We start from the raw sequence: 20,467 nt of genomic DNA on the forward strand, positions 1-20,467 counted from the left end.
ACTCCCTCCCGGCCGCCATGTTACTTCAGCCTTCTGCGAATGTCATTCAGCTTCGACGACATCGTTCTGTAGAATTGATAGATGTCTTCACCGTTCGCCAGCTCCACGCGTTCATATTCCAGACGGTCGCGGGATTCCATGAACAGGGCAGCCAGATCATCCAGTTTCACCAGCAGCGGAGCAATGTCCTCCGAAGCCGTTAATTCGTTATCCCGGCGGGAAGCTTTGCGCAGCAATGTGCTGCGATCTTTCTCGGACAGACCACGGAAGTTGCCAAACACTTCATACTCGGCAAAGTTGCGGCTCTTCATCAGGTTCGCAAACGGCTCCCATGCATCTTCTTCCGGATCACGGTCATAGACGTAGAGCGCGCCTTTTTTGACGATCGTGTCGGTATACAGAGCTTCGATGAAGCGGTCATACCACTGCTCCTCGTCCTGATATTGGGCAAGAATGCCTTCGAGTTCAGCAACTTTGGCCGAGATGGCATTCATTTTCGCCAGTTCCTCACGTACCCGTGCGATGAGCTGCGGGGAACGTACCAGGTTTTCTTTTGCCATATCCTCATTAATACTACCGAAAATATCCTTAACCCCTACACGCGGCAGGCCTTCAGATTGCAGACGTTTCAGTTCCGTAACCGCCCGTTTCACTTCACCCAGATTCGGGGTCGTTGACGTCAGACGCATGTCGTAGGCATTCATCTTCGCGGACAGGTCAAACGGCTCTGTTGTGACAACGGCATAACGGTTGCTCGTATTTTCATCGATCGTTTTGGCTGTAATGATGTTGTATCCAATCGCTTGCTCAAATTCGGTACGTATGCGGGCGTTATACTGCTTCACCCGAGCATTCTCGTATACATCGCCCCAAGACTTTTCCGGAATTGGAGACGGCAGGTAGGTCCAGTTGTTTTTCTCCGTCTGTACCAGATGGCGGCCAATGCCTTCCTTGTCCAAAATGGTGCGTTCATAACTTTCTTCATATACTTTGAGCGGCGTATACACAAACAGCGGCACCCCGTTGCGCGTGTTCAGCCAGAAAATCCGGTTGCGGACTTCGCTTTCCTTGACCGTAAAGTGGGATTTGCCGACCGCATTGTTCTGATAGTTGCGAATCCCTTTGAGAATGCCCGGTGCCTGTGTCGGCACAGAGACAAATCCCCATGACGGGAAATGCAGACTGCCTGTGCTGTTGCTCAGGTTGAACACCGGAACGGCTTCGTCATCCAGCTTGCCTGCAATGTGACGCTCCACGAATTTCTCGACAGACTCGTCCTGCCCGTATTTGATCACCAGGAAATCTTCCATGGAACGGGTAATGAGGTCCCCGAACTTCTCGGTCAGGAAGTCTGAAATGGAGCTGACCACGTCAATCTCATTTTCCTTCACCCACTGGTTCGAGTTCTCCAGCAGTTCACGGGAGAAGTCACGGATCAGATCATCCGTATCACGCTTGTCCAGCAGCCCATCCACCACATTGACGATATCCGGTACACTAACCACATTCCAGTAGTATGTTTTATTTCCTTTGTGATCGGACTGTTCCTCGCCACGCGTCAAAATATCTCCGTTCTTGGAGAAAATCGAGCTGAGCGCATTCAGCGTCTCCGTAAATACGTTGTAGATGCGGCTGTTCTCCTGATTGAGCAATTCGTACAGATCTTCATAAAACTCGATCATCTGATCGTTGCGCTCCACGTCGGCGTGCAGCCAGTATTCATGGATTTTTGCTTCAATATAAGCATTTTTCTTCTTCTCTTTTGAAACAAAAGCACTCTTCGCGTCGCCCAGTTTCTCCTCGGACTGCTCCTGTGCAGCTTCAATGTCACGCGGAATGCGGAACGCATTCTCACGCAGGGTTTCGATATACGACTGGATCATCTTCAGTATACAGAACCCTTTCTCCGTGTAGATCAGACGGGAGACGTAGAACGGACCCTGTTCGGGATGCAAAAACATACGCCGGATCTGTTCGGTAAACTGACCGGCAATCTCGCCCGGCAGCTGTTTCTTCGCCTTGATATATTCCTCACGGGCACGGGCCAGGAAGTTCTGCTCCAGCTCGGTGTCCATGTTCACGACCTGTGATTTCACCACATTTCCGTACGACAGACGTTCGCTGTTCTGATAACCCGGCAGTGGTTCAGGCACGCGGGATTCGAAAGATTTCACGACACTTTCGAGATCGATGCCCAGCTTGCGGGCAAACTTCTCCGTGTCCTCCTGGTTCGGTGCTTTGGAGAACATGGTGCTCATTTTGTCGAACATCCGGTAAGCCAGATAGGTGGTCATCTCTTCAATCGGGAGTACGGCCGAAGAGGCACCGATAATGTTGTAATCATAGTTGGCCGGATAAGCCTTGTTCATCTGTGCAATGTTGGTGCGAATGTTACTGATATAATCGTGAATCGCAAATTCTTCGCCCGACTGCTTCTCCTCGCTGGCCATAAAGTTGGTGATGTTCTCAGCCGTAACGTTCATGCAGTAGTCATAGGCGTTCTCCAGCAACTTGCCTTCCGTATTCGTTGCCGAAATCAGATGACACAGGTTAAATGGCGGCAGCGGTGAATTTACGGTCAGAATATTGCCGTATTTCTGTGTGAAACGCTCCCCGCGGCTGTCTACGTTCATCCAGTAATCCAGCTCTTTGAGGGCAGCGTACCCGTTCTTGCGAATGTATTCGCGGGTGTGTTCGCTCAAGCTTTTGTTCGACAGGTTCACGTCTGGCGTAAACAGGTATCCCAGCGTATTTACGCGGTCAATCCCGGCAGAACCATGATCGCGTTCGATGATGCCGCGCACGATATAGGAAATATCGAGGAAGCAGCCGCTGCCCGTACCACCGGACAAACCGGTAAGCAGGAACACCATCAGCTTTTTGTTGGTGCCTACAGACAGTGTTTTGATCTTTTTGTCGATCGCCTGCACGACCTGATTAATCTTGGTGAACAGCAGCAAACGTCCAGCCTGACGTACACCTGCTGCTCCATTCATACCGTCCGTGATGCTCAGTTCCGGAGACAGCCAGTCTGTAATATACGGCTCCAGTACGCTGCGGTTCTGCAGCAGTCCACCGATCTCGGCATTGGACAACAGGACGAATTCGTTTATCGGGTCAAGTCCGATGCCTTTGTACTTCTTCGCACGATCCTGTTCGTTGGTTTCAAACGCGAGAAACTCCACGTTGTCCGGCTTGTCCATTTTTTTCTTGGATACCGGGTCCTGAGGAAGCTTGAAGCGGCGGTTAATCTGATATTTGAGACGCAGCAGCGCATCAATTCCCGTTCCCCCAAGACCAATAATCAGGATCGGGTTATCGATCGTGTCGACCCTGATTTTCTCGCTGACAATCCCTCCGCCAAGCGATACGTCCAGTTGCTGAATATGTTCTCTGACAATTGGTTTCATACCATGTCCTCCCTTTGGTTAACACACATATGCTTCAATGTATACAAGTTGAAATCAAAGATATCTACACTTGCCACTTCGATGTCAGAACAACCTTCCGATCGCTGTTATCCCCAGATTTTTTGATTCACTTTTACAAAGGTGAAAATCCGGTGATAAAGGCGAAGAACATGCTCCCGAAGCAGCTTTCTTACAGAATGCTTTTAGCTCCGCTTCTTCAGGTTATTTCTGCCCTCTACGTTCTCGTGTAAATGTATATTTCAACTTATATAGCTTACATTCACTTATCCATTTGTTTCTTTTAGACCAGGTACTCAATCAAAATGGTTTTATCCGCCTGTTGCAGCGGGATGCTCAGTTGGTCACCGTTCTTCAGTTCAACGCCTGAGCTTGCATCAACGGCACGTCCGGATTTCTCCAATGTACCGCCTGCGGTGTTGCGAATGATAATTCGATCCCCATTGCTGGGCGTAAATACATATTTCTCGGTTTCCTTCAATTCCGGATCGAGCTGTAACAGCTGATGCAGATGGAATCTGCCCCGGAAGGAAGCCAGCTTTTTGTATTGCGGATAGGACTTGTCTCCGGTGTTCTCATCGCGGATTTCGATAATAATTTGTCCGACAAAACCACGGTTTTTGCGTTTCAGCCAGCCCATCAGGAACCAGGCACCAACGGCAATCACCAGCAAGGCTACGACTCCCAAAATAACGGGTAACCATGGAAACGGCTTGTCCTGCGCACCACCTGAAGTGGTCGGCTGCGTTCCCGTGCCTGCTGCACTGCCCGCATTGATGGTGATCGGAGCACTTTCACGGTAAAAGCTGTCTTCTTCCGCACGAATCACCAGCTCATAGTTATGATTGTCCGGCACTTCAAAGGTACCGGCAAAGCCGCTGCCCGTATTTTCCAGCGGTTGTTCTTCGCTCTTGCCCGTATCCAGATCAGTCACGACCAATGTCGCCTTCATATCGGCATACAGATCATTATCCTGAAGCGGCTGGCCTCCATTTTCCAACTTGGCTGCCAGATCCACATTGTCACCTTTCGTATAGGACTTGGTCTTAATTGGGTCCACGACGAGCTGCAGATCATAGTTGAACAGCAGGTTGATATCAATGCTGTCTTTGGGAGCCCCTTTTACCCGAAGTTTCCAGTCTCCCTCCTGCGGCTTGAGAAGCTTCACCAGTGAATAACTTTTGGATGTGGAGAGCTTGGCTTCATCCGAATTCAGGTCCACCACTTTGCCGGAAGGATCGGTCAATTCAATCTGCACTTGCTTAGAAGACATAATCGAGATGTTCGCTTCAAGCACGCTATCATTCGGCACATTCACGGTAACTTCCTGATAACTGCCGTTCCCTGTGATTGAAGGCAATTTCACGACATTCAGCTTGGCGTGGTCTGCAAAAATCTCACTCAGAATCTGCGGCAGATCATCCGGTGTATTGGTTATGAATGACTTGCCTCCAGTCTGCTTGGCCAGATCAGCAAGTGCATCCTTGTTCAGTTTGCCGTCTGCGTTCAGTCCGATCGTATATACCGGAATGCCCTGATCCTGTGCTTCCTTGACCGCCTTGGCCAAATCCGCATCCGACTCTGCCTGCGTGCGGCCTTTGGTATCGTTAAAATCGTTGTTTCCGTCAGCCAGCAATACAATCATTGGGGAATGCGAAGCATCAGCACCATGATTCAGTACATTCACCGCTTCGGCTACCCCGACAGAGATATCGGTATATGGCCCTCGGCCGAGCTGATCAATAAAGTCTTTCAGGCTGCTCTTGTCCGCATCGGACTGAATCTCCAGCATTGCCTTTTCCCGCTCGACCTGATCGGTATAAGCAACGATCCCTACCTTGTCCCCCTGGACCGGCAGCATATCAATAAACATTTTCATGGCTTCATTGCTGATCTTGTCACGGTCACTTGTATTCATCGAGTTACTTACATCGGCTACAAGTACCGCGTCGATCCCGCTCGTCTGTGCCTGAGCAGCTGCAGCTTGGGGCAGCATCGTCTGAGGCAGCAGCAGCGTAAGAAGTGTCAGCAGAACCAGGGTTCCACTGAGCCAGCATATTTTGCTTGTCCGCAGCATTGGGTGTACTCCTTCACGTTTGAGATTAAAATGGGAATAGTTTATTATAGGCGTCAAGCCTTAAGGAAATCTTAACAGTCTACTAATATATTCTGAAAAGCACCCCTATCTTGAGTTACAGTTTTGTAATGACTGACAAAAATCCACCTATCCAGCGCTTCGGTTGGCATTTTAATTCCAACTATGGAAATATGATATAGTTATTGGCAGCAAACTGCAATCATACAAAACCGAACCTACTGATTTACACTAATCTGCATAACAACTATGCCTAGAAAGGAATCGACTATGGTTACATACGGATGCCTCGCCATATTGTTTCTTTTTGTCCTTATAAAAGGGGTCTCCCTTTATTTCCAGGGCCGCAAGCCCGTGACACGGGAAGATTCGGACCGTACCCTATACACTATACTGAATGGTGAGCGTGATTAAGTATGAGTACCAAACAAGTGGTATCCATCAGACCTTTTAAGCGAACGACACATGCTTTTGAAAAGCTGCATGTCTGCAAGCGTTGCGGGCAGTATACCTGCCTGTGGGAAGAGGAGTGTACTTCCTGCGGTCGCAGTGCCCTGGTTTCTATCCAGGAGCGTGCCGGATCACGGGTGAAACGCCGGGTCGCTCGCGATCTGTTCCTGGCCGCCCTACTTGGAGCTGCAGCCACCTATTTTGGCGAAACCACAGATCAGACCATGCTGGCAGCCACGGTAACCCTGCTGCTTGTCGGATGGCTTATCTTCATGCATCACCGTTCCTTCCCAGCCCAGCAAAACCGGCAAATGAAGCGCATGTTAAACGAAGATCGGGAGGATATCCGTCAGGGCATCAACCGAAACTGGGCTCTCGTGGCCGAAGCCCGCAAAGAAGACGAGGCGCTCGCTTACGAGATGCTTCGCGAGATTGGTTCACTTGTCTACAACGACCGGATTCGTCTTCAGCAGGTTGCCCTGCTGCAATCCTTCGTGCTGCGCAGTGATATGGATCTGCAGCTTCAACCTCTGCTGCTGCGCAGCTTCGAGCGGCTGCTGGCCGAGTATATCGGCGAAATTGCCAGACTTAAACCGGAGTTGATTCGTGAGGATGCAATCCGGTATATTGCCACATACGAAGTTAACATTTTGCAGCTGCACAATGGAATTCAGATTTTGACTGCCGTAGCAGCTGCCGCCGTGCGCAAAAGCAAATATATTGAGTTGTTCCCAAGTCTTATTACCCGCTACGCTCGCTTTATGCCCAAAGACCGGTTTATGCGGCTGTATCGAACCCTTGAGCTGTATCCAGGGAAGGCACGTGGCGGTCTGGCCGAATCCGTTGGGAGAGTGTATAACGAGAAATATCGGAATGACTATGCAGATATCCATTCCTAATAGGTGTTTTAGTGCAAAATGATTCCCTAAAATATAGACGATGGAATGTCTGCAAGCCCCTGCATCGATTTTGGGACAAGGCAGTACAGGAGCATCCCTTGAAAAACAATAACCTTTCTTCAACCCAAAAGCACCTTATTCTCTCTTGAGAATAAGGTGCTTTTTCCAAATGGTTTAATAACAACTTCGTGATCTGTCTGCCATGTCATTCTCTCTTTCGTGCCTTCAATGGATAGATCAGAACGTATGGGATCCAGAGCAGTACCGAGCACAATAAAACGCTTGAATACAGGGAGACGTACAATTCGGCCGCAGGCTCCGTATGATCCAGAAGCTCAAGGACCATACTTGCGACAAGCAAGTTTATAAAGGAACCTATGCCGTAGATGAGAATCTGTTTCCAGCGCAGCCTTTTGACCAATACAAAAAACAGCACACTCAACCCCATGATGCAGATACTGGGTGTTAGCCAGTGTTCCGCATCTATTTTCCCCTGCATTGCCTCCAAGCCCAGGTAATAAGCGACTCCCCACTGAAGAAGAAATACAAACCAGCCTAAACCGACATTCCTGAATGCCGAGGAGTTACGTTCCTTTTCTTGATATGCTCGCACTCTCTGCAAGAACTCTTCTTCCTCTTCTTTGGACAGAGTGCCTTCTTCATAAGCTCTGCTAAACTCTTCATCCACCCTGTCCAAGTAAGTGTAAAATTGCCCGTCCACATTCCCCTTAAACACAAATGGCTTTTGATCCCTGTCATTCAGGAGCTTATCCAGCAGCTCTACTTCTGACATTCGGTCTGAAGTGGGCTCTGCCGTAAACTTCAGCTGAACCCCCAGCGAGGTTAGACGTTCCAGCCATGTCTCTGCATCCTTATCATCCAGAAAAGAGACGCTGTGGACTCTCCGCTTCATGTTTTGGTCATAAACAAAGTGAATGACGGGCAGCATAATCGCTGTCTCCGGGGTTCTCTCCATATAAAAATGCATATTCTCCACGGCATGCCGGCCGTAATATACATGTTGAATGTGGGATATTTCAAATCGGTTATCCTCAGATGTGTAAGAATGAGGAGTCCAAGTGACGTAGCTTACCTCGTTCTGATCCATTTTCGTATATGCCGGGTGGTTATCCCGCCAAGACTCCATCCGCAAAGCTTGCATGGAACGATAGAACATCACAGCACCAAATGGAACAAGACCAAGCAGAAACCAGGTCGCCGCAGAAAAATAGATTACAATCAGCAGCAGAGGCACGACAACCATCGCGATCCCCATAGCCCTGTTTGTGGTCAGCTTCGATTTAACGGATGCTCTTATCGGTCTTTGTCTCTCTATCAGCTCTGAGACGTTGTTCTGGGAATTATCGTATTCGATCATATCCGCCTCCTTGATGAAATTCGGTATGTACTCCTAATCTGCCTTTCTCTTCATGCCATTGTCAGACGGAATTCCCCACTTCCTGCATACCCGCATTCTCCACATATGCACCATGGCATCCGAGCAATGAATCAAACACTTATTTTCACATATGTATCCAATACGTTCCAGAAGGAAGGGCGTTGCGTGCAATGCTGCCTATGAAAAAAGGGTCGCGACGAAATTCGTCGCGACCCTTACACCGAGCACTCGGTACATCTGTACCCGAGTCCTCTCATATTCTCGCCATGCTGCTGTCCTCTGCATGGCGTCAAACCCATCGCTCAGCACGGCTGCACCGCCGCTGGCGACAAGGTTTACCGTCCGCGACGAGAATCGCGGCGGTCACCTCTGGCCGGTCCGCGTCCTGCGGAATCCGGCCGGCGATTGCCCTCGCGTCCCTGCTTGCCCGGGCCGCCTTCACCGCCGCGGCCTGCGTTACGCTTGTCCGCGCTGCGGCCAGCCCAGCCGCTGCTGCGCTCCTCGCCGCTGCGACCCGCACCGCGCCCGCCTTGACCCGCACCGCGGCTATCGCTGCGTGCCGATCCACGGCTTGCGCTGCGCTCGTCGCCACTGCGGCCGCCGCTGCGACCACCGCTGCGTCCACCTTCACCGCCGCGGGAGCCACGGCCTCCACGTCCGCCTTCACTGCGGCCGTTACGGCCTGCGCCGCGACGGGCACTGCCTGTCCCGGCGGAGCGTCCACCCGAACGTTCATCATCACCTTGACTGTTGATGGAACGTCTCGCTGCTCCGGTTGAGGCAACCGGACCTTCGCTCGTCCACTGGATACGGGTCAGCTTCTGATTGGTTCCTTCCTCAATACGCGCAAGCTCCGGTCTGTCATGTTGTGTTGCAAACGTCACGGCAAGGCCCGTCCCGCCAGCACGACCCGTACGACCGATCCGGTGAATATAGCTTTCCGCGTCATGTGGAATGTCATAGTTGAATACATGCGTTACGCCTTCAACATCCAGTCCGCGTGCCGCCACATCGGTAGCAACGAGAATTTGCAGTTTCGCGTCGCGGAACGCTTTCATGACATTCTCACGCTTGGATTGGGAGAGGTCCCCATGAAGCTCGTCGCTTTCGTATCCTGCTTCGCGCAGATCTTCATTCAGTTTGGATGCACGACGCTTGGTCCGGCAGAAAATAATCGCCAGATATGGGCGATACGTATCAATCATGCCGCGAAGTGCATCAAACTTGCCACGATCCGTGCACTCGAGCACCTGCTGACGAATCTGATTGATCGGGATAACCGATTTCGAAGATACCTTCACATCTTCAGGATCTTTCATGTAATTTTTCGCCAAGTTGCGAATGCCCTTCGGCATCGTTGCCGAGAACAGCATCGTCTGACGTTTGTGTGGCAGTTCACGAAGAATGGTCTCCACATCATCCAGGAAGCCCATGTGCAGCATTTGGTCGGCTTCATCCAGTACCAATTTTCTCACGTTATCCAGCTTCAGCGTGCCACGGCGCAAATGATCCAGCAGACGTCCCGGTGTACCGATGACGATCTGAGTACCATTTTGCAGTTTGCGCAGCTGCTTCTCCACGTCCTGTCCACCATATACAGCAAGCACATGAAGCTTATCGTCATTTGCCGTCAGCTTCTTCGCTTCCTCTGTAATTTGCAGGGCCAGCTCACGCGTAGGCGCGATGATTAATGCCTGCGGCGAGCGATCCGATACGTTGATTTTCTGAATAATCGGCAGCAAAAAAGCCAGCGTTTTCCCTGTGCCTGTCTGTGCCTCAGCAATAATGTCACGTCCGCCTAACAGTACGGGAATTGAACGCTCCTGTACCGGTGTCGGCACGGCGATCCCCTGATGTTTCAGAATCTCGCACCATTCCGGGCGAATGCCCAGTTGTTCAAAGTTTGCCAATCGTTACACCTCTGTATGTTCATTTAGATAAGCCCATTTCACGTATTATTCCCCATGAAATGGATTTTCAAAAAGCAATCAGTCCGTCTGCTCTTTTTCTCCATACCGTGTAGTTTACACGTTTGTCCAGCAAAACAAAAGGGCACCGGACCTGTTCCGGTACCCTTTTATTGTATTTTATGACCTACAGGTTATTTATACGGATTAACCGTGGCTCTGCGAAGCCGCAAATCCGCTTCTCTCCAGCAAACGCGAGCTCTCCTCGTTCAGTCCGCGGAGATGCACCGTTTTGCCCAGTTTCGCATACTTGAATTTCACCTTGCCAATGGCGACCACCGCGGTGTTATCCCAAATATGGGACCCGCCAAAATCAATCGTGATCTCCTCCGGATCAGCCTCGGCATTGAATTCATCCACAAAGCGGGACGAAGAACCGAAGAAGAACGGTCCATGAACCCGATATACCTTATGTCCCTGCTCCTGACTGGAATGAACACGAATCTTGGCCTGTTTCCATCCAAAATGCAGGGCACTGAGCACAACGCCGACCAGTACCCCGATGGATAGATCGTTGGTAATGACGACAATAACCACCGTAATCACCATTACTAATGCTTCCGCGCGAGGGACACGTGCAATATTTTTGATAGAGCTCCAGTCAAATGTCCCGATACACACCATAAACATGACGCCAACCAGCGCACCCATCGGCACCTGTTTCACCACTCCGCTGAGCAGCAGCAGCAAGATGGCCAGGAAGGCTCCTGCAGTGAACGTAGACAGCCGTCCCCGTCCGCCAGACTTCACATTGATGACGGATTGTCCAATCATGGCACAGCCGCCCATGCCGCCAAATAAACCGTTGACGAAGTTCGCAATCCCTTGACCACGCACCTCACGGTTTTTGCTGCTTTTGGTCTCGGTCATTTCATCCACGATCGTAGCGGTAAGCAGGGATTCCAGCAAACCGACCAGCGCCATGGTAAATGAATAAGGCAGCAAAATCATCAGCGTGTCCCATGTCCATGCAATATTCGGCAAATGGAACATCGGCAGGGTACTTGTCAAATTCCCCATGTCGCCCACCGTTTTCACATCCAGATGGAACACTACTGTAATAATGGTCATGATAATAATGGCAATCAGCGGCGCTGGAACACTCTTGAAAAACCGTGGCAAAATATAGATGATCGCAAGAGTACCCGCTACCATCGCATACATGATCCAGTTCGCTCCCGTGAAATGCGTCAGCTGCGCCATAAAGATCAGAATCGCCAGGGCGTTCACAAATCCGGTCAGGACCGAGTGAGGCACAAACGTAATGAACTTTCCAACCTTGAAAATCCCCAAAATAAACTGAATAATACCCGTCAATATCGTAGCCGCAAACAGGTATTCCACGCCGTAATCTTTGACGAGACCAACCATTAGTACCGCCATGGCGCCCGTTGCAGCCGAGATCATTCCCGGTCTGCCGCCCGCAATCGAGATCACGATGGCAATTGTAATGGATGCATACAATCCGACCATCGGATCAACGCCCGCAATGATGGAGAAGGCAATGGCTTCCGGAATAAGCGCCAGCGCTACCGTAATGCCTGCCAGCACGTCTCCGCGAATGTTACCAAACCATTGTTGTTTTAACGTATTCATATGTTCTTGCCGTTCCTCCTACATGGTTAACCTCTTGGGTTGATTACCTGAATCGCAGCAGTATGGACCATCACTGACCAACCACGACAGACAGCACAAAACAACGGAACACTCCTTCCGCATCATAGTCTGTACGTGTTGAATGTAAGCTGCTCATCATCCCGGGAAAATCCCCCGAAATCATGGCGATCCCGTCTTATCCGTTCCAGCGCATTCCATATGATTCTGCTGCAACATTCAGGTTCTAGCTTGTAAGACACCTTGATCCTGATTCTGATGCCTCTGGTCTTCCCCTCTCAGAAAAACCGGGTCCGTTATGTACTGACCTATTATTATAGACAGAATGTGTTCTCTGCACGAACAGGATATGTCTTCGTAATTGGTATATAATCCTGAAATATCTCTATTTTTTATACTATTCCTCGACTATGCTCTGTTTATCTGCGGGATGCAGTAGGGATTATTTTCCGTTTAACAAAAAGAGCCGCTAATGCTCCTTCACCAAGAAGCGTTAACGACTCTCTCATCACAAAGTGAATCTAGAATTTTCCCGATTTAAATATGGAATAGAGCAGGAATGCTACCATCAGAATGGCGACCAGAAAGCCGATTTCAATGACCGGGATATCCCAGAGCATCGTTGACTGATGACTTATGGAAGAACCAATAATGAGTCCGACCATAATGATACAGAACGCAAGCAGCACAATGCTGAAAGACAACCGGTTACTGATCTGGTCCAGTCTCCGCATGAGCGCGTCCAGTTCAGGAACGCTGATCTCCAGCCTTAGCTTGCCTTTGCTGATAATGGAAGACAGCTGCCTCAGTTGCCCTGGTAGACCAATCACGCTTTCGGCCATATCTGCAGCACTGCGGAACAGCCTGTTCTTGATTCTGCTTGGGCTGAAGCGTTCCTTAAGCAGTTTGCGCCCGAAGGGTTCCGCCATGTCCACAATGCTGAGGGATGGATCCAAATGCTCAATTACACCTTCCATCGTGAGCAGCGATTTTCCCAGCAGCACAATATCAGCTGGCATAACGACCCGATGCCTTTGAGCGACACCAAACAGATCGTTGAGCGCCTGACCCACGCTGATTTTGGAAAAAGGAATGTCATAATATTTGCTGCGCAGCTTGTCCAGATCATTATGAAGACCGCGGAGATCCATATCATCAGGCATCATGCCCAGTTTCTCAATCGCCCGGATCATGCTGTCCGTGTCCTTGCGCATCAGCCCGATGATGAGCGAAGCCAGCTGCTGCTTCATCTCATCGCTTAGACTTCCCACCATGCCGAAGTCGATAAAAGCGAGTCGTCCATCTTTGAGCACCATCAGATTGCCGGGATGCGGATCGGCATGGAAGAATCCATGAATAAAGATCTGGTTCAACAAGGAATCCACCAGCCGCTGAGCAATGTCATTCAGGTCATGTCCACGTCTGACCAGTTCGTCACGGTCATTCAGTTTGATGCCCTCCACATACTCCATGGTCAGCACGCGAGAGGAGGTCTGATCCCAGTAGATTAACGGGATTTTGACCTTGTTGTCCTGTTGGTATTGCTGAGCAATCTTTTCCGTATTCCGCCCCTCGACCGTATAATCCAGTTCAGCCATCAGGGCCTGGGCATACTCCTCCACCATTTGCGGAATCTGGTACTGCTTCACCCAGTCCCATCGCTTCTCGGCCATAGCTGTGAGCTCACGCAAAATATCCAGATCACGCTGTACAATTCGCGAGATGCCGGGGCGCTGTATTTTGATGGCTACCGCCTCACCGCTTCGAAGCTTGCCCAGATGCACCTGTCCAATGCTGGCTGCAGCTACAGGGGTATCCTCGAACCGGGAAAAGATCTCTTCCAGCGGTGTATCCAATTCCTGTTCCAAAATACCCCGTGCCGTCTCCGAAGAAAACGGTGGCACCTGATCCTGCAGCTTCACCAGTTCGCGGATGACCGGCTCAGGCAGCAAATCTGCTCTTGTGCTTGCCAGTTGCCCCAGCTTGACGAAAGCCGGCCCCAGCTCCTGCAGCACAAGCCTGATTCGTTCACTCAGCGTTTTGGTTGTATGTGCTTCACGTGACATCCACCGCCGGGGTATGGCCAGCAGCTGGAACAGGCCCAGCTCCTCGACCATATAACCGAAGCCATGACGCACCAGCGCCATGGCAATTTCCCGGTATCTGCCGACATGTTTAATTCGCACAGCCATCTACTCGATCTCGTTTCCTTTAGCCGGAGGAGGAACTTCAAGTGGAGCTGGGGATGCATCTGGTTGAAGCTGTGGTGTGTGACCCAGTTCGGCGAGCTTTTTCTCCAGTACCGCAACGCGCTGTTCCAGACTGGTTACATCACTCTCGGACGGTACACCAACTTCCTGAAGCACTCGCTTGACCTGCTCATGAATCACTCGCTTGAGCTGGCCCTGTTCTTCGTCGCCCCGTTCCATCAGACGCTCTACCAAAGCTTTGGATTCTCCGGGCGCAAGTTCCCCGCGCTTGACCAGATCATCTACGGTTTTTTCGATTTTTTCCTTGCTTACGACGGTGAGACCCAACCCTAACGAGATCGCCTTTTTGAACAAATCGCTCATTCCTGTCATCCTCCTCTTCGTTGATCTCTATATTATACCCTTTATAACCAGCACAACAAAGAATCGGTCAGGTTACACGTAACGCGCTGCCCATTTGCCTGCCTGCAAAATCAACTGGCGATAGGATTCGTGTGCAAAAGAAGGCACATGATGTCCTGGCATGAGGTAAACGATCCGGCCCAGCCCATAGGTATGCGCCCAGGCTGCCGGTTTAGGTCCATCCTCGGTTTGGTATTCAAGCAGAACGGTCGTTTCTGCAAATGATCCGAACTCGAACAGATAGGGCTCCTCTTCCATGGTGAATCCAGTGATTCCCTCAGTCACGGGATGTTTATGTTCTGTTACGGTAAACTCCAGCGGGGCATACGGTGGATGGTGCAGGAACTTGGCACCAATCATCTGCTTGAGCTCATAACGATTTTGGAGCGAAATCCCGTTATGTAGAATGACCAGTCCACCTCCGTTACTGACGTAGGACAGCAGTCCGGCTGTCTGCTGAGGAGAGACTTTTCCTTTCCAATCATCCATGTATGAGATACATACGTCGAATCCGGATATATTCTCCTGCAGCAGCATGTTGCGATTCTCGCTGCACTGCACGGTCATGCTATCATGAAAAATACGGCTGATCTCTGCGTCAACATCCTGCAGCGGATGCCAGTCCGGATGTGTATAATCGCCGAGTAACAATGCCTTTTTACGATGGTCCATTAATAAAAACTCCTTTCAAGTTAAACCTATATAAAATGAGAAAAGTTTCTACACAGTTCACTCCGATTGCAGAACCATCTTACGATCGCTGTTATCCCAGATTTTTTTGAATCCTTTTACAAATGGGAAAATCTAGGGATAAACCGAGCACTTCGTTTCTCCAGATTGGTTCTGCGCTCTCCGTTATAGTGTAAAATCAGACTCAATTTATAAACAAAGATTACCAGGGAAGCTCGTCCCCCTTGTAGTCTACATACGCAGGCTGATCGCCCATAAACTCCTTATGACGGTCGATGAGCGCTGCGATATGCTGTGCCGATTGTTCTGGCGTGAGGTCTGCGGCGGTATTCAGTTCCCCGCTCATATAGCTCTGCACCCACCCGGGATGAATCAGCATGACTTGTCCACCTTCATCCTTCAGACCGTTATGCACAAGACGGGCCTGCATGTTCAGCGCAGATTTGGACATGCAGTAGGCAAACCAGCCATGCCTGCTGCATTGCTCAATACTGCCTGCCTCCGAAGAAATGTCCACAATCAGCTTGCTGGTTCCCTGAAGAAGGAGGGGCAGCAGTGCATGAGTTACACGCAGCGAACCCAAGGTATTCACGTTGAATACCTCCGCCATCTCTGCAAAATTTAACGGCCCACGGACGTGGTCCGTAATATTCCCTAGTATAGCCGCATTATTGATCAGCATATCCAGATGTTCTGTATCCAGTTTGAGCGTTTCGGTAAACAGGGCAACCGATAGATCGTCGGAAATATCCAGCTCGATGACTCGGAGATGCTCCGGATAAGCTTGCGTAAGCAGACGAATCCCTTCGGATTCTTCCACATCGAGACCTGCTGCATAAACAATATAACCTCTCTTCAGCATTTGTGCCGTCAAAGCGAGTCCAAGTCCCCTGGCTGCCCCGGTTACACATACGGTTTTCATCTTACTATCCCTCCTTCGGCAGGCTACTCTGTCTTATAATTCATTCCACATGGTCAGGCAAAAACCTTTAATTGTATACAGGAAAGCTGAACTTCACGACCAAAGTCTCATGAGACTTGTTCAGGAGTTACCCCCTCATTTTTGCGACTTATAACCGGATTCCATCCTCGTTACTGACCTCTTTTTCCTAATCTGTACGTCAAACAATGCTCTACCCATCTCCGTGCTGCACCAGGGTATGAACCCAGATGGACATGCGTATACCCGGCAACGATATGACCTGAGGCATATCCCTCCTGCTTCAGACCCCGTAATCCCTTGGTCTCATACGCATAAGGAATGGTGTCTTCCTCCCGATAGGTCATTGTCGAATAGTGGAACTCATGACCCCGAAGCACTTCTCCTTTTTTCAGTAAAAAAGAGTCCTGAACTGCGCTTGCCTCGCGATACCCGAGTGCCGCTCGCTTCGCTTGCATCTGCACCTGTGCAGGAATAATGCCCGCCATGCTGTGGGTTAAACCCTGCCTGTCGGTCAGCGTCTCGGCAAGCACCATGTATCCGCCACACTCTGCAAACAGAGGCATATCACTGCGCACTGCCTGACGCAGCCCACTTAAGAATACCTCGTTCCCTGCAATTACAGCTGCAAACTCCTCCGGGAAGCCCCCTCCAAGATAAATGCCATCCGCATCCGATGGAATGCCCTCACCAGCAAGCGGACTGAAATAGGCAAGCTTAGCACCCGCTGCTTCAAGCAATTCCAGATTGTCCGGATAGTAGAAATTAAACGCAGCATCACGTGCAACAGCGATGACAGGACGCATATTGGCGTTCGTTTCCTCTTCTCCCGCTGATCCAGAACTGACATCCTCACGGGCATTGGGCTTCGTACCGTATGTTCCGGAAACATGACTTTCCACCGCGCTATCGATGTGGTCTGACGTGTTTCCCTCCAAAGGCGGCGCACTCGCTGCAAGCTCCAGAATCATGTCCAGATCGGTTCCTTCCAGCAGTACGTCAGCAGCCCGTTGAAATAACGGTTCAAGTTCGCCGCGCTCAATGGCAGGAACCAGCCCCAGATGTCTCTCCGGAATGGACATATCTTCATCCCGCTTCAGCCAGCCTACAACGGGAATGCCGCACATTTGCTCAATCGCTTTCTTCACGATGCTGTAGTGACCAGCACTTCCACAGCGATTGACGATGACACCTGCAATGTTCAATTCAGGCTCCAGCTGTTGAAAACCAAGCACAATTGCAGCCGCACTGCGAGCCATGCTGCGGACATCGACGACCAGGATCACCGGGGTTTGTGTTACGAGAGCAATCTCCGCTGTAGAACCCGTATTGCTGAGCGGATCTTTGCCATCGTACAATCCCATGACGCCTTCTATGATGGAAATATCATGTCCCGCTGAAGCCTTGGCAAACGTATTCCGAACATACTCGGGAGATGTCATCCATGCATCCAGATTGCGAGATGCTCTTCCTGTGACGGCAGTATGGTAGGTAGGGTCAATATAATCCGGGCCGCATTTGAAGCCCTGTACACGCAATCCGCGCTGGGCGAGTGCTTTCATCAGGCCGAGGGTCACCGTTGTTTTCCCGGCACCGCTACCGGTTCCAGCGATGATCAACCGAGGTCTGGCATTTTTATTGGAATTGTTCATCTTCAAATCCCACCTTTTTCTTCGATATAACAAAACCGCACCAAGAAACGATGCGGTTACACGATACATGCAGCTTCATATAATGAAGCAAAATTTATTTAGTCGAACGGAATTCTCGTTACGGAAATCGTCAAGTTGCCGCTTTTTTTCTTCTCCAGCAGCCAGTGATTAGCTCCGGAAGAGAGTAATGCCGCAGGCTCGCTCACACCATATGCTCCGGTATATTTAAATACGGTCTCGGACGGATTCGGAAACTTAACCGTATTCAGCTCGGCCGGCGAGTACGTCACCAATTCCCAGCCGTACTTGGCGCACAGAGCCAGCAGGCCTTCTTCATCTTTTTTCAGGTCAATCGTCGCTACGTTGCGCACACTCTTCACCGAAAGGGACAACTCTTCCAATGTCGCGAGTACTTCCTGCTCCAATTCCTCCATGGATGTGCCGCGATTGCAGCCCATGCCCAGCACGAGACTTTTCGGACGGTACAGTACCCCGTTCGTAAGGAATCGCGTTTGTTCATCTTCTGTGAGCAGGCGGTCGCTGACCACCAGCGCTGCGTTGAACGGAAACGATTCGGTTTCCTGCATGCTGCTGAAGACGCGGATATGATCGGGTACGGGTTTGTTATATCGCCACCAGTTCCGCTCCCCTGTCTCCTGAATCAGGGCAACAGGCTCCTCGTTCACAACAGCCGCACTGACAGGTGTTGCCTTGTCGAAGCTGTCCACGACCCATCCCAGTTCCCGGCCGAACATATCTACCGGAATCGTTCCCTGAACGTCTGAAGCCGTTGTGATCACCGCACGTGCGCCGAGTACTTCCGCGACCTGACGAGTCAGTTCATTTGCGCCGCCGAGATGGCCGGATAGTACGCTGATGACGTTCTCGCCGCGGTCATCGATGACCAACACGGCAGGGTCGACTTTTTTGTCCACGAGCAGTGGAGCGATCATTCGCACGACCGCACCTAGAGAGATAAAGAGGATGATGCCATTATAGCGCTTGAACAAATCAGGCAAAATCAGCTTCACCGAGCCTTCAAACAGCTGATAACCCAGCTGCTCCTCGTCTCCTCGGGCAAACTTGCTCATATAAAATACGTCCGTGCCCTGAAACTGTCCAGCCAGATTGCGCACCATCTCCACGCCATGTTTTGTAATGGCAACGGCTGCAAACGGATTACTCACCGGACTTCACTCCTTTGCGATAACCATGGGTGAAGGATTTGTCGTACAGCTTGGAACGGTGAGCATCCCGATTTACCAGATCGGGGTCCAGCGCCCAGCCGGCCAGAATCATGGCGTGCATCGTGATGCCTGCGGCACGCAGGTCGGCTGCCAGGTTGGCAAGTGTCGTGCGTACAATTTTCTGATCCGGCCAGGTTGCCCGCTGCACGACTGCCACCGGTGTATCCTCACTCCATCCTGCGGCGAGGAATTCAACCACGACTTTCTTCGCCAGCGTCGCACTCAGGAAGAGCGCCACGGTACAGTGATGGGACGCCAGATCACGCAGTTTCTCCCGCTCAGGCACAGGCGTACGCCCTTCTGCACGTGTAAGGATCACCGTCTGCGTAAGTTCCGGTACGGTTAGTTCCGCCCCCAATGCAGCTGCCGAAGCAAAAACTGAACTCACACCTGGAATGATCTCATATTCCACACCCTGCTGCTTTAACAACACCATTTGCTCCAAAATTGCGCCGTACATCGCCGGATCGCCGGTATGCACTCGAGCTACGCTCCGGCCTGCACGAATGGCTTCACACATCAGCTCGACTTGGCGCTCCAGGTCCATACCCGAGCTTTTCAGCACTTCTGCTTCCGGCTTCGCGGTGGCGATCAGTTCATCATTCACCAGGGAATCCGTATACAGCACCAGATCCGCACTTCTCAAAATGTTCGAACCCTTCACCGTAATCAATTCCGGGTCGCCCGGGCCTGCGCCAACGATATAGACTTTCGGTTCCAATGTCTTCATTTGCTCACCACCATCAGGCTCAGATATTCCAGCTCCTGCCCTTTCAGTTCACGGGCATCGCGCCAGACCAGTTCATATGGAGAAGTGACTTTGGTCACAACCGAAGCCTTGCCGCCGAGTCCCATCTCGTCCAGCAGTTCCAGCATCGGGTCAAGCACCTTCGCCACCTTGATAAATACAATCGTATCGTGATGCTCGATCGCCTGCCTCATCGCTTCTTTATCTGCCGTAGCCGGAATAATGCCCACCTGCTCGTCTCCGTCTGCCAGATGGATATCCAGTGCTGCCGCTGCACCCAACACGGATGAGATGCCTGGAATCGAACTAATCGGCACTTCAGGATGCAGCTCCCGCATCAGCCTGGCGAGATGAATAAATGTGCTGTACAGGTTCGGATCACCTTCTGTAACAAAAGCGACATCCTTCCCTTCCTTCAGTGCAGCCCAGCACGCTTCCACAGTCTTGCCCCATTCCCGTTCCAGCACAACCGGATCCTTGGTCATCGGGAAGATTAGGCCAAGCATCTCTTTTTCATCCGGGTTTACATACAATTCCACGATCTCGTGGGCATACGATTTACCGCCTTTGCGCTTCTTCGGGTAAGCAACGACCGGACATTCCCGGATCATCCGGTATGCCTTGACCGTAATCAGTTCCGGGTCTCCCGGCCCAACGCCCACGCCATACAGCGTACCTACTGCTGCCGTACTCATGTTGTTTTCCCCCTTGTCCTGTCCATGAAAA

14 protein-coding genes are annotated in these 20,467 nt (G+C 51.0%); 1 reads left to right on the forward strand and 13 read right to left on the reverse strand.

The features are described 5' to 3' along the window. Positions 1-20: 20 nt before the first annotated feature. Both AB3N00_RS20535 and AB3N00_RS20540 read right to left on the reverse strand, forming a co-directional pair. Entirely contained in the window at positions 21-3,410 is a 3,390-nt protein-coding gene (locus AB3N00_RS20535) for a tubulin-like doman-containing protein (RefSeq protein ID WP_413036247.1), read from the reverse strand. A gap of 301 nt (positions 3,411-3,711) precedes the next feature. After that, entirely contained in the window at positions 3,712-5,505 is a 1,794-nt protein-coding gene (locus tag AB3N00_RS20540) for a vWA domain-containing protein (protein ID WP_413036248.1), read from the reverse strand. A gap of 434 nt (positions 5,506-5,939) precedes the next feature. On the opposite strand from AB3N00_RS20540, the gene AB3N00_RS20545 reads away from it, so the two are divergent. Continuing rightward, positions 5,940-6,872: a hypothetical protein gene (locus tag AB3N00_RS20545; protein ID WP_413036249.1), complete on the forward strand. Its 933-nt coding sequence runs from the start codon at positions 5,940-5,942 to the stop codon at positions 6,870-6,872. Positions 6,873-7,077: 205 nt separating this feature from the next. Here AB3N00_RS20545 and AB3N00_RS20550 read toward each other — a convergent pair whose 3' ends face one another. From AB3N00_RS20550 to cobI, 11 genes are all read right to left on the reverse strand, one after another. Then, the gene (locus AB3N00_RS20550) at positions 7,078-8,250 is read right to left on the reverse strand and encodes a hypothetical protein (protein ID WP_413036250.1); all 1,173 of its coding nucleotides are present in this window, start codon (positions 8,248-8,250) and stop codon (positions 7,078-7,080) included. 356 nt (positions 8,251-8,606) lie between these two features. Beyond that, a complete protein-coding gene (locus tag AB3N00_RS20555) occupies positions 8,607-10,181 on the reverse strand; it encodes a DEAD/DEAH box helicase (protein ID WP_413036251.1) in 1,575 nt (524 codons plus the stop codon). A 204-nt stretch (positions 10,182-10,385) separates the two neighbouring features. Continuing rightward, positions 10,386-11,834, reverse strand: a complete 1,449-nt coding sequence (locus AB3N00_RS20560; protein WP_413036252.1) for a SulP family inorganic anion transporter — start codon at positions 11,832-11,834, stop codon at positions 10,386-10,388. 539 nt (positions 11,835-12,373) lie between these two features. After that, positions 12,374-14,044 (reverse strand): ABC1 kinase family protein, encoded by a 1,671-nt coding sequence (locus AB3N00_RS20565; RefSeq protein WP_413036253.1) that lies wholly within the window; start codon positions 14,042-14,044, stop codon positions 12,374-12,376. Continuing rightward, on the reverse strand, positions 14,045-14,425 hold the full coding sequence (locus AB3N00_RS20570; protein ID WP_413036254.1) for a phasin family protein: 381 nt from the start codon (positions 14,423-14,425) through the stop codon (positions 14,045-14,047). A gap of 72 nt (positions 14,426-14,497) precedes the next feature. Beyond that, complete coding sequence (locus tag AB3N00_RS20575; RefSeq protein ID WP_413036255.1) at positions 14,498-15,136, reverse strand: ThuA domain-containing protein; 639 nt, start codon at positions 15,134-15,136, stop codon at positions 14,498-14,500. 220 nt (positions 15,137-15,356) lie between these two features. Further along, positions 15,357-16,076: an SDR family oxidoreductase gene (locus AB3N00_RS20580; RefSeq protein WP_413036256.1), complete on the reverse strand. Its 720-nt coding sequence runs from the start codon at positions 16,074-16,076 to the stop codon at positions 15,357-15,359. Between the two features lie 170 nt (positions 16,077-16,246). Next, positions 16,247-17,746, reverse strand: a complete 1,500-nt coding sequence (locus AB3N00_RS20585; protein ID WP_413036257.1) for a cobyrinate a,c-diamide synthase — start codon at positions 17,744-17,746, stop codon at positions 16,247-16,249. Between the two features lie 98 nt (positions 17,747-17,844). Continuing rightward, positions 17,845-18,933, reverse strand: coding sequence for a cobalt-precorrin 5A hydrolase (locus AB3N00_RS20590; RefSeq protein WP_413036258.1), 1,089 nt, complete (start codon positions 18,931-18,933; stop codon positions 17,845-17,847). Next, complete coding sequence (gene cobM / locus AB3N00_RS20595) at positions 18,926-19,723, reverse strand: precorrin-4 C(11)-methyltransferase (RefSeq protein WP_413036259.1); 798 nt, start codon at positions 19,721-19,723, stop codon at positions 18,926-18,928. The genes AB3N00_RS20590 and cobM overlap by 8 nt, the downstream gene beginning before the upstream one ends. Next, positions 19,720-20,436 carry a precorrin-2 C(20)-methyltransferase gene (cobI, locus tag AB3N00_RS20600; protein ID WP_413036260.1) on the reverse strand — a complete coding sequence of 239 codons (717 nt, stop codon included), beginning with the start codon at positions 20,434-20,436 and terminating at the stop codon, positions 19,720-19,722. The genes cobM and cobI overlap by 4 nt, the downstream gene beginning before the upstream one ends. Positions 20,437-20,467: the final 31 nt, after the last annotated feature.

This window comes from Paenibacillus xylanilyticus, assembly GCF_047246825.1.
Lineage (GTDB): Bacteria > Bacillota > Bacilli > Paenibacillales > Paenibacillaceae > Paenibacillus > Paenibacillus xylanilyticus_B.

What these genes read in the sequence shown, in the direction of transcription:
- AB3N00_RS20535 (WP_413036247.1), bottom strand. Translation starts at nt 3,410, where the DNA reads ATGAAACCAATTGTCAGAGAACATATTCAGCAACTGGACGTATCGCTT.
- AB3N00_RS20540 (WP_413036248.1), bottom strand. Translation starts at nt 5,505, where the DNA reads ATGCTGCGGACAAGCAAAATATGCTGGCTCAGTGGAACCCTGGTTCTG.
- AB3N00_RS20545 (WP_413036249.1), top strand. Translation starts at nt 5,940, where the DNA reads ATGAGTACCAAACAAGTGGTATCCATCAGACCTTTTAAGCGAACGACA.
- AB3N00_RS20550 (WP_413036250.1), bottom strand. Translation starts at nt 8,250, where the DNA reads ATGATCGAATACGATAATTCCCAGAACAACGTCTCAGAGCTGATAGAG.
- AB3N00_RS20560 (WP_413036252.1), bottom strand. Translation starts at nt 11,834, where the DNA reads ATGAATACGTTAAAACAACAATGGTTTGGTAACATTCGCGGAGACGTG.
- AB3N00_RS20565 (WP_413036253.1), bottom strand. Translation starts at nt 14,044, where the DNA reads ATGGCTGTGCGAATTAAACATGTCGGCAGATACCGGGAAATTGCCATG.
- AB3N00_RS20570 (WP_413036254.1), bottom strand. Translation starts at nt 14,425, where the DNA reads ATGAGCGATTTGTTCAAAAAGGCGATCTCGTTAGGGTTGGGTCTCACC.
- AB3N00_RS20575 (WP_413036255.1), bottom strand. Translation starts at nt 15,136, where the DNA reads ATGGACCATCGTAAAAAGGCATTGTTACTCGGCGATTATACACATCCG.
- AB3N00_RS20580 (WP_413036256.1), bottom strand. Translation starts at nt 16,076, where the DNA reads ATGAAAACCGTATGTGTAACCGGGGCAGCCAGGGGACTTGGACTCGCT.
- AB3N00_RS20585 (WP_413036257.1), bottom strand. Translation starts at nt 17,746, where the DNA reads ATGAACAATTCCAATAAAAATGCCAGACCTCGGTTGATCATCGCTGGA.
- cobM (WP_413036259.1), bottom strand. Translation starts at nt 19,723, where the DNA reads ATGAAGACATTGGAACCGAAAGTCTATATCGTTGGCGCAGGCCCGGGC.
- cobI (WP_413036260.1), bottom strand. Translation starts at nt 20,436, where the DNA reads ATGAGTACGGCAGCAGTAGGTACGCTGTATGGCGTGGGCGTTGGGCCG.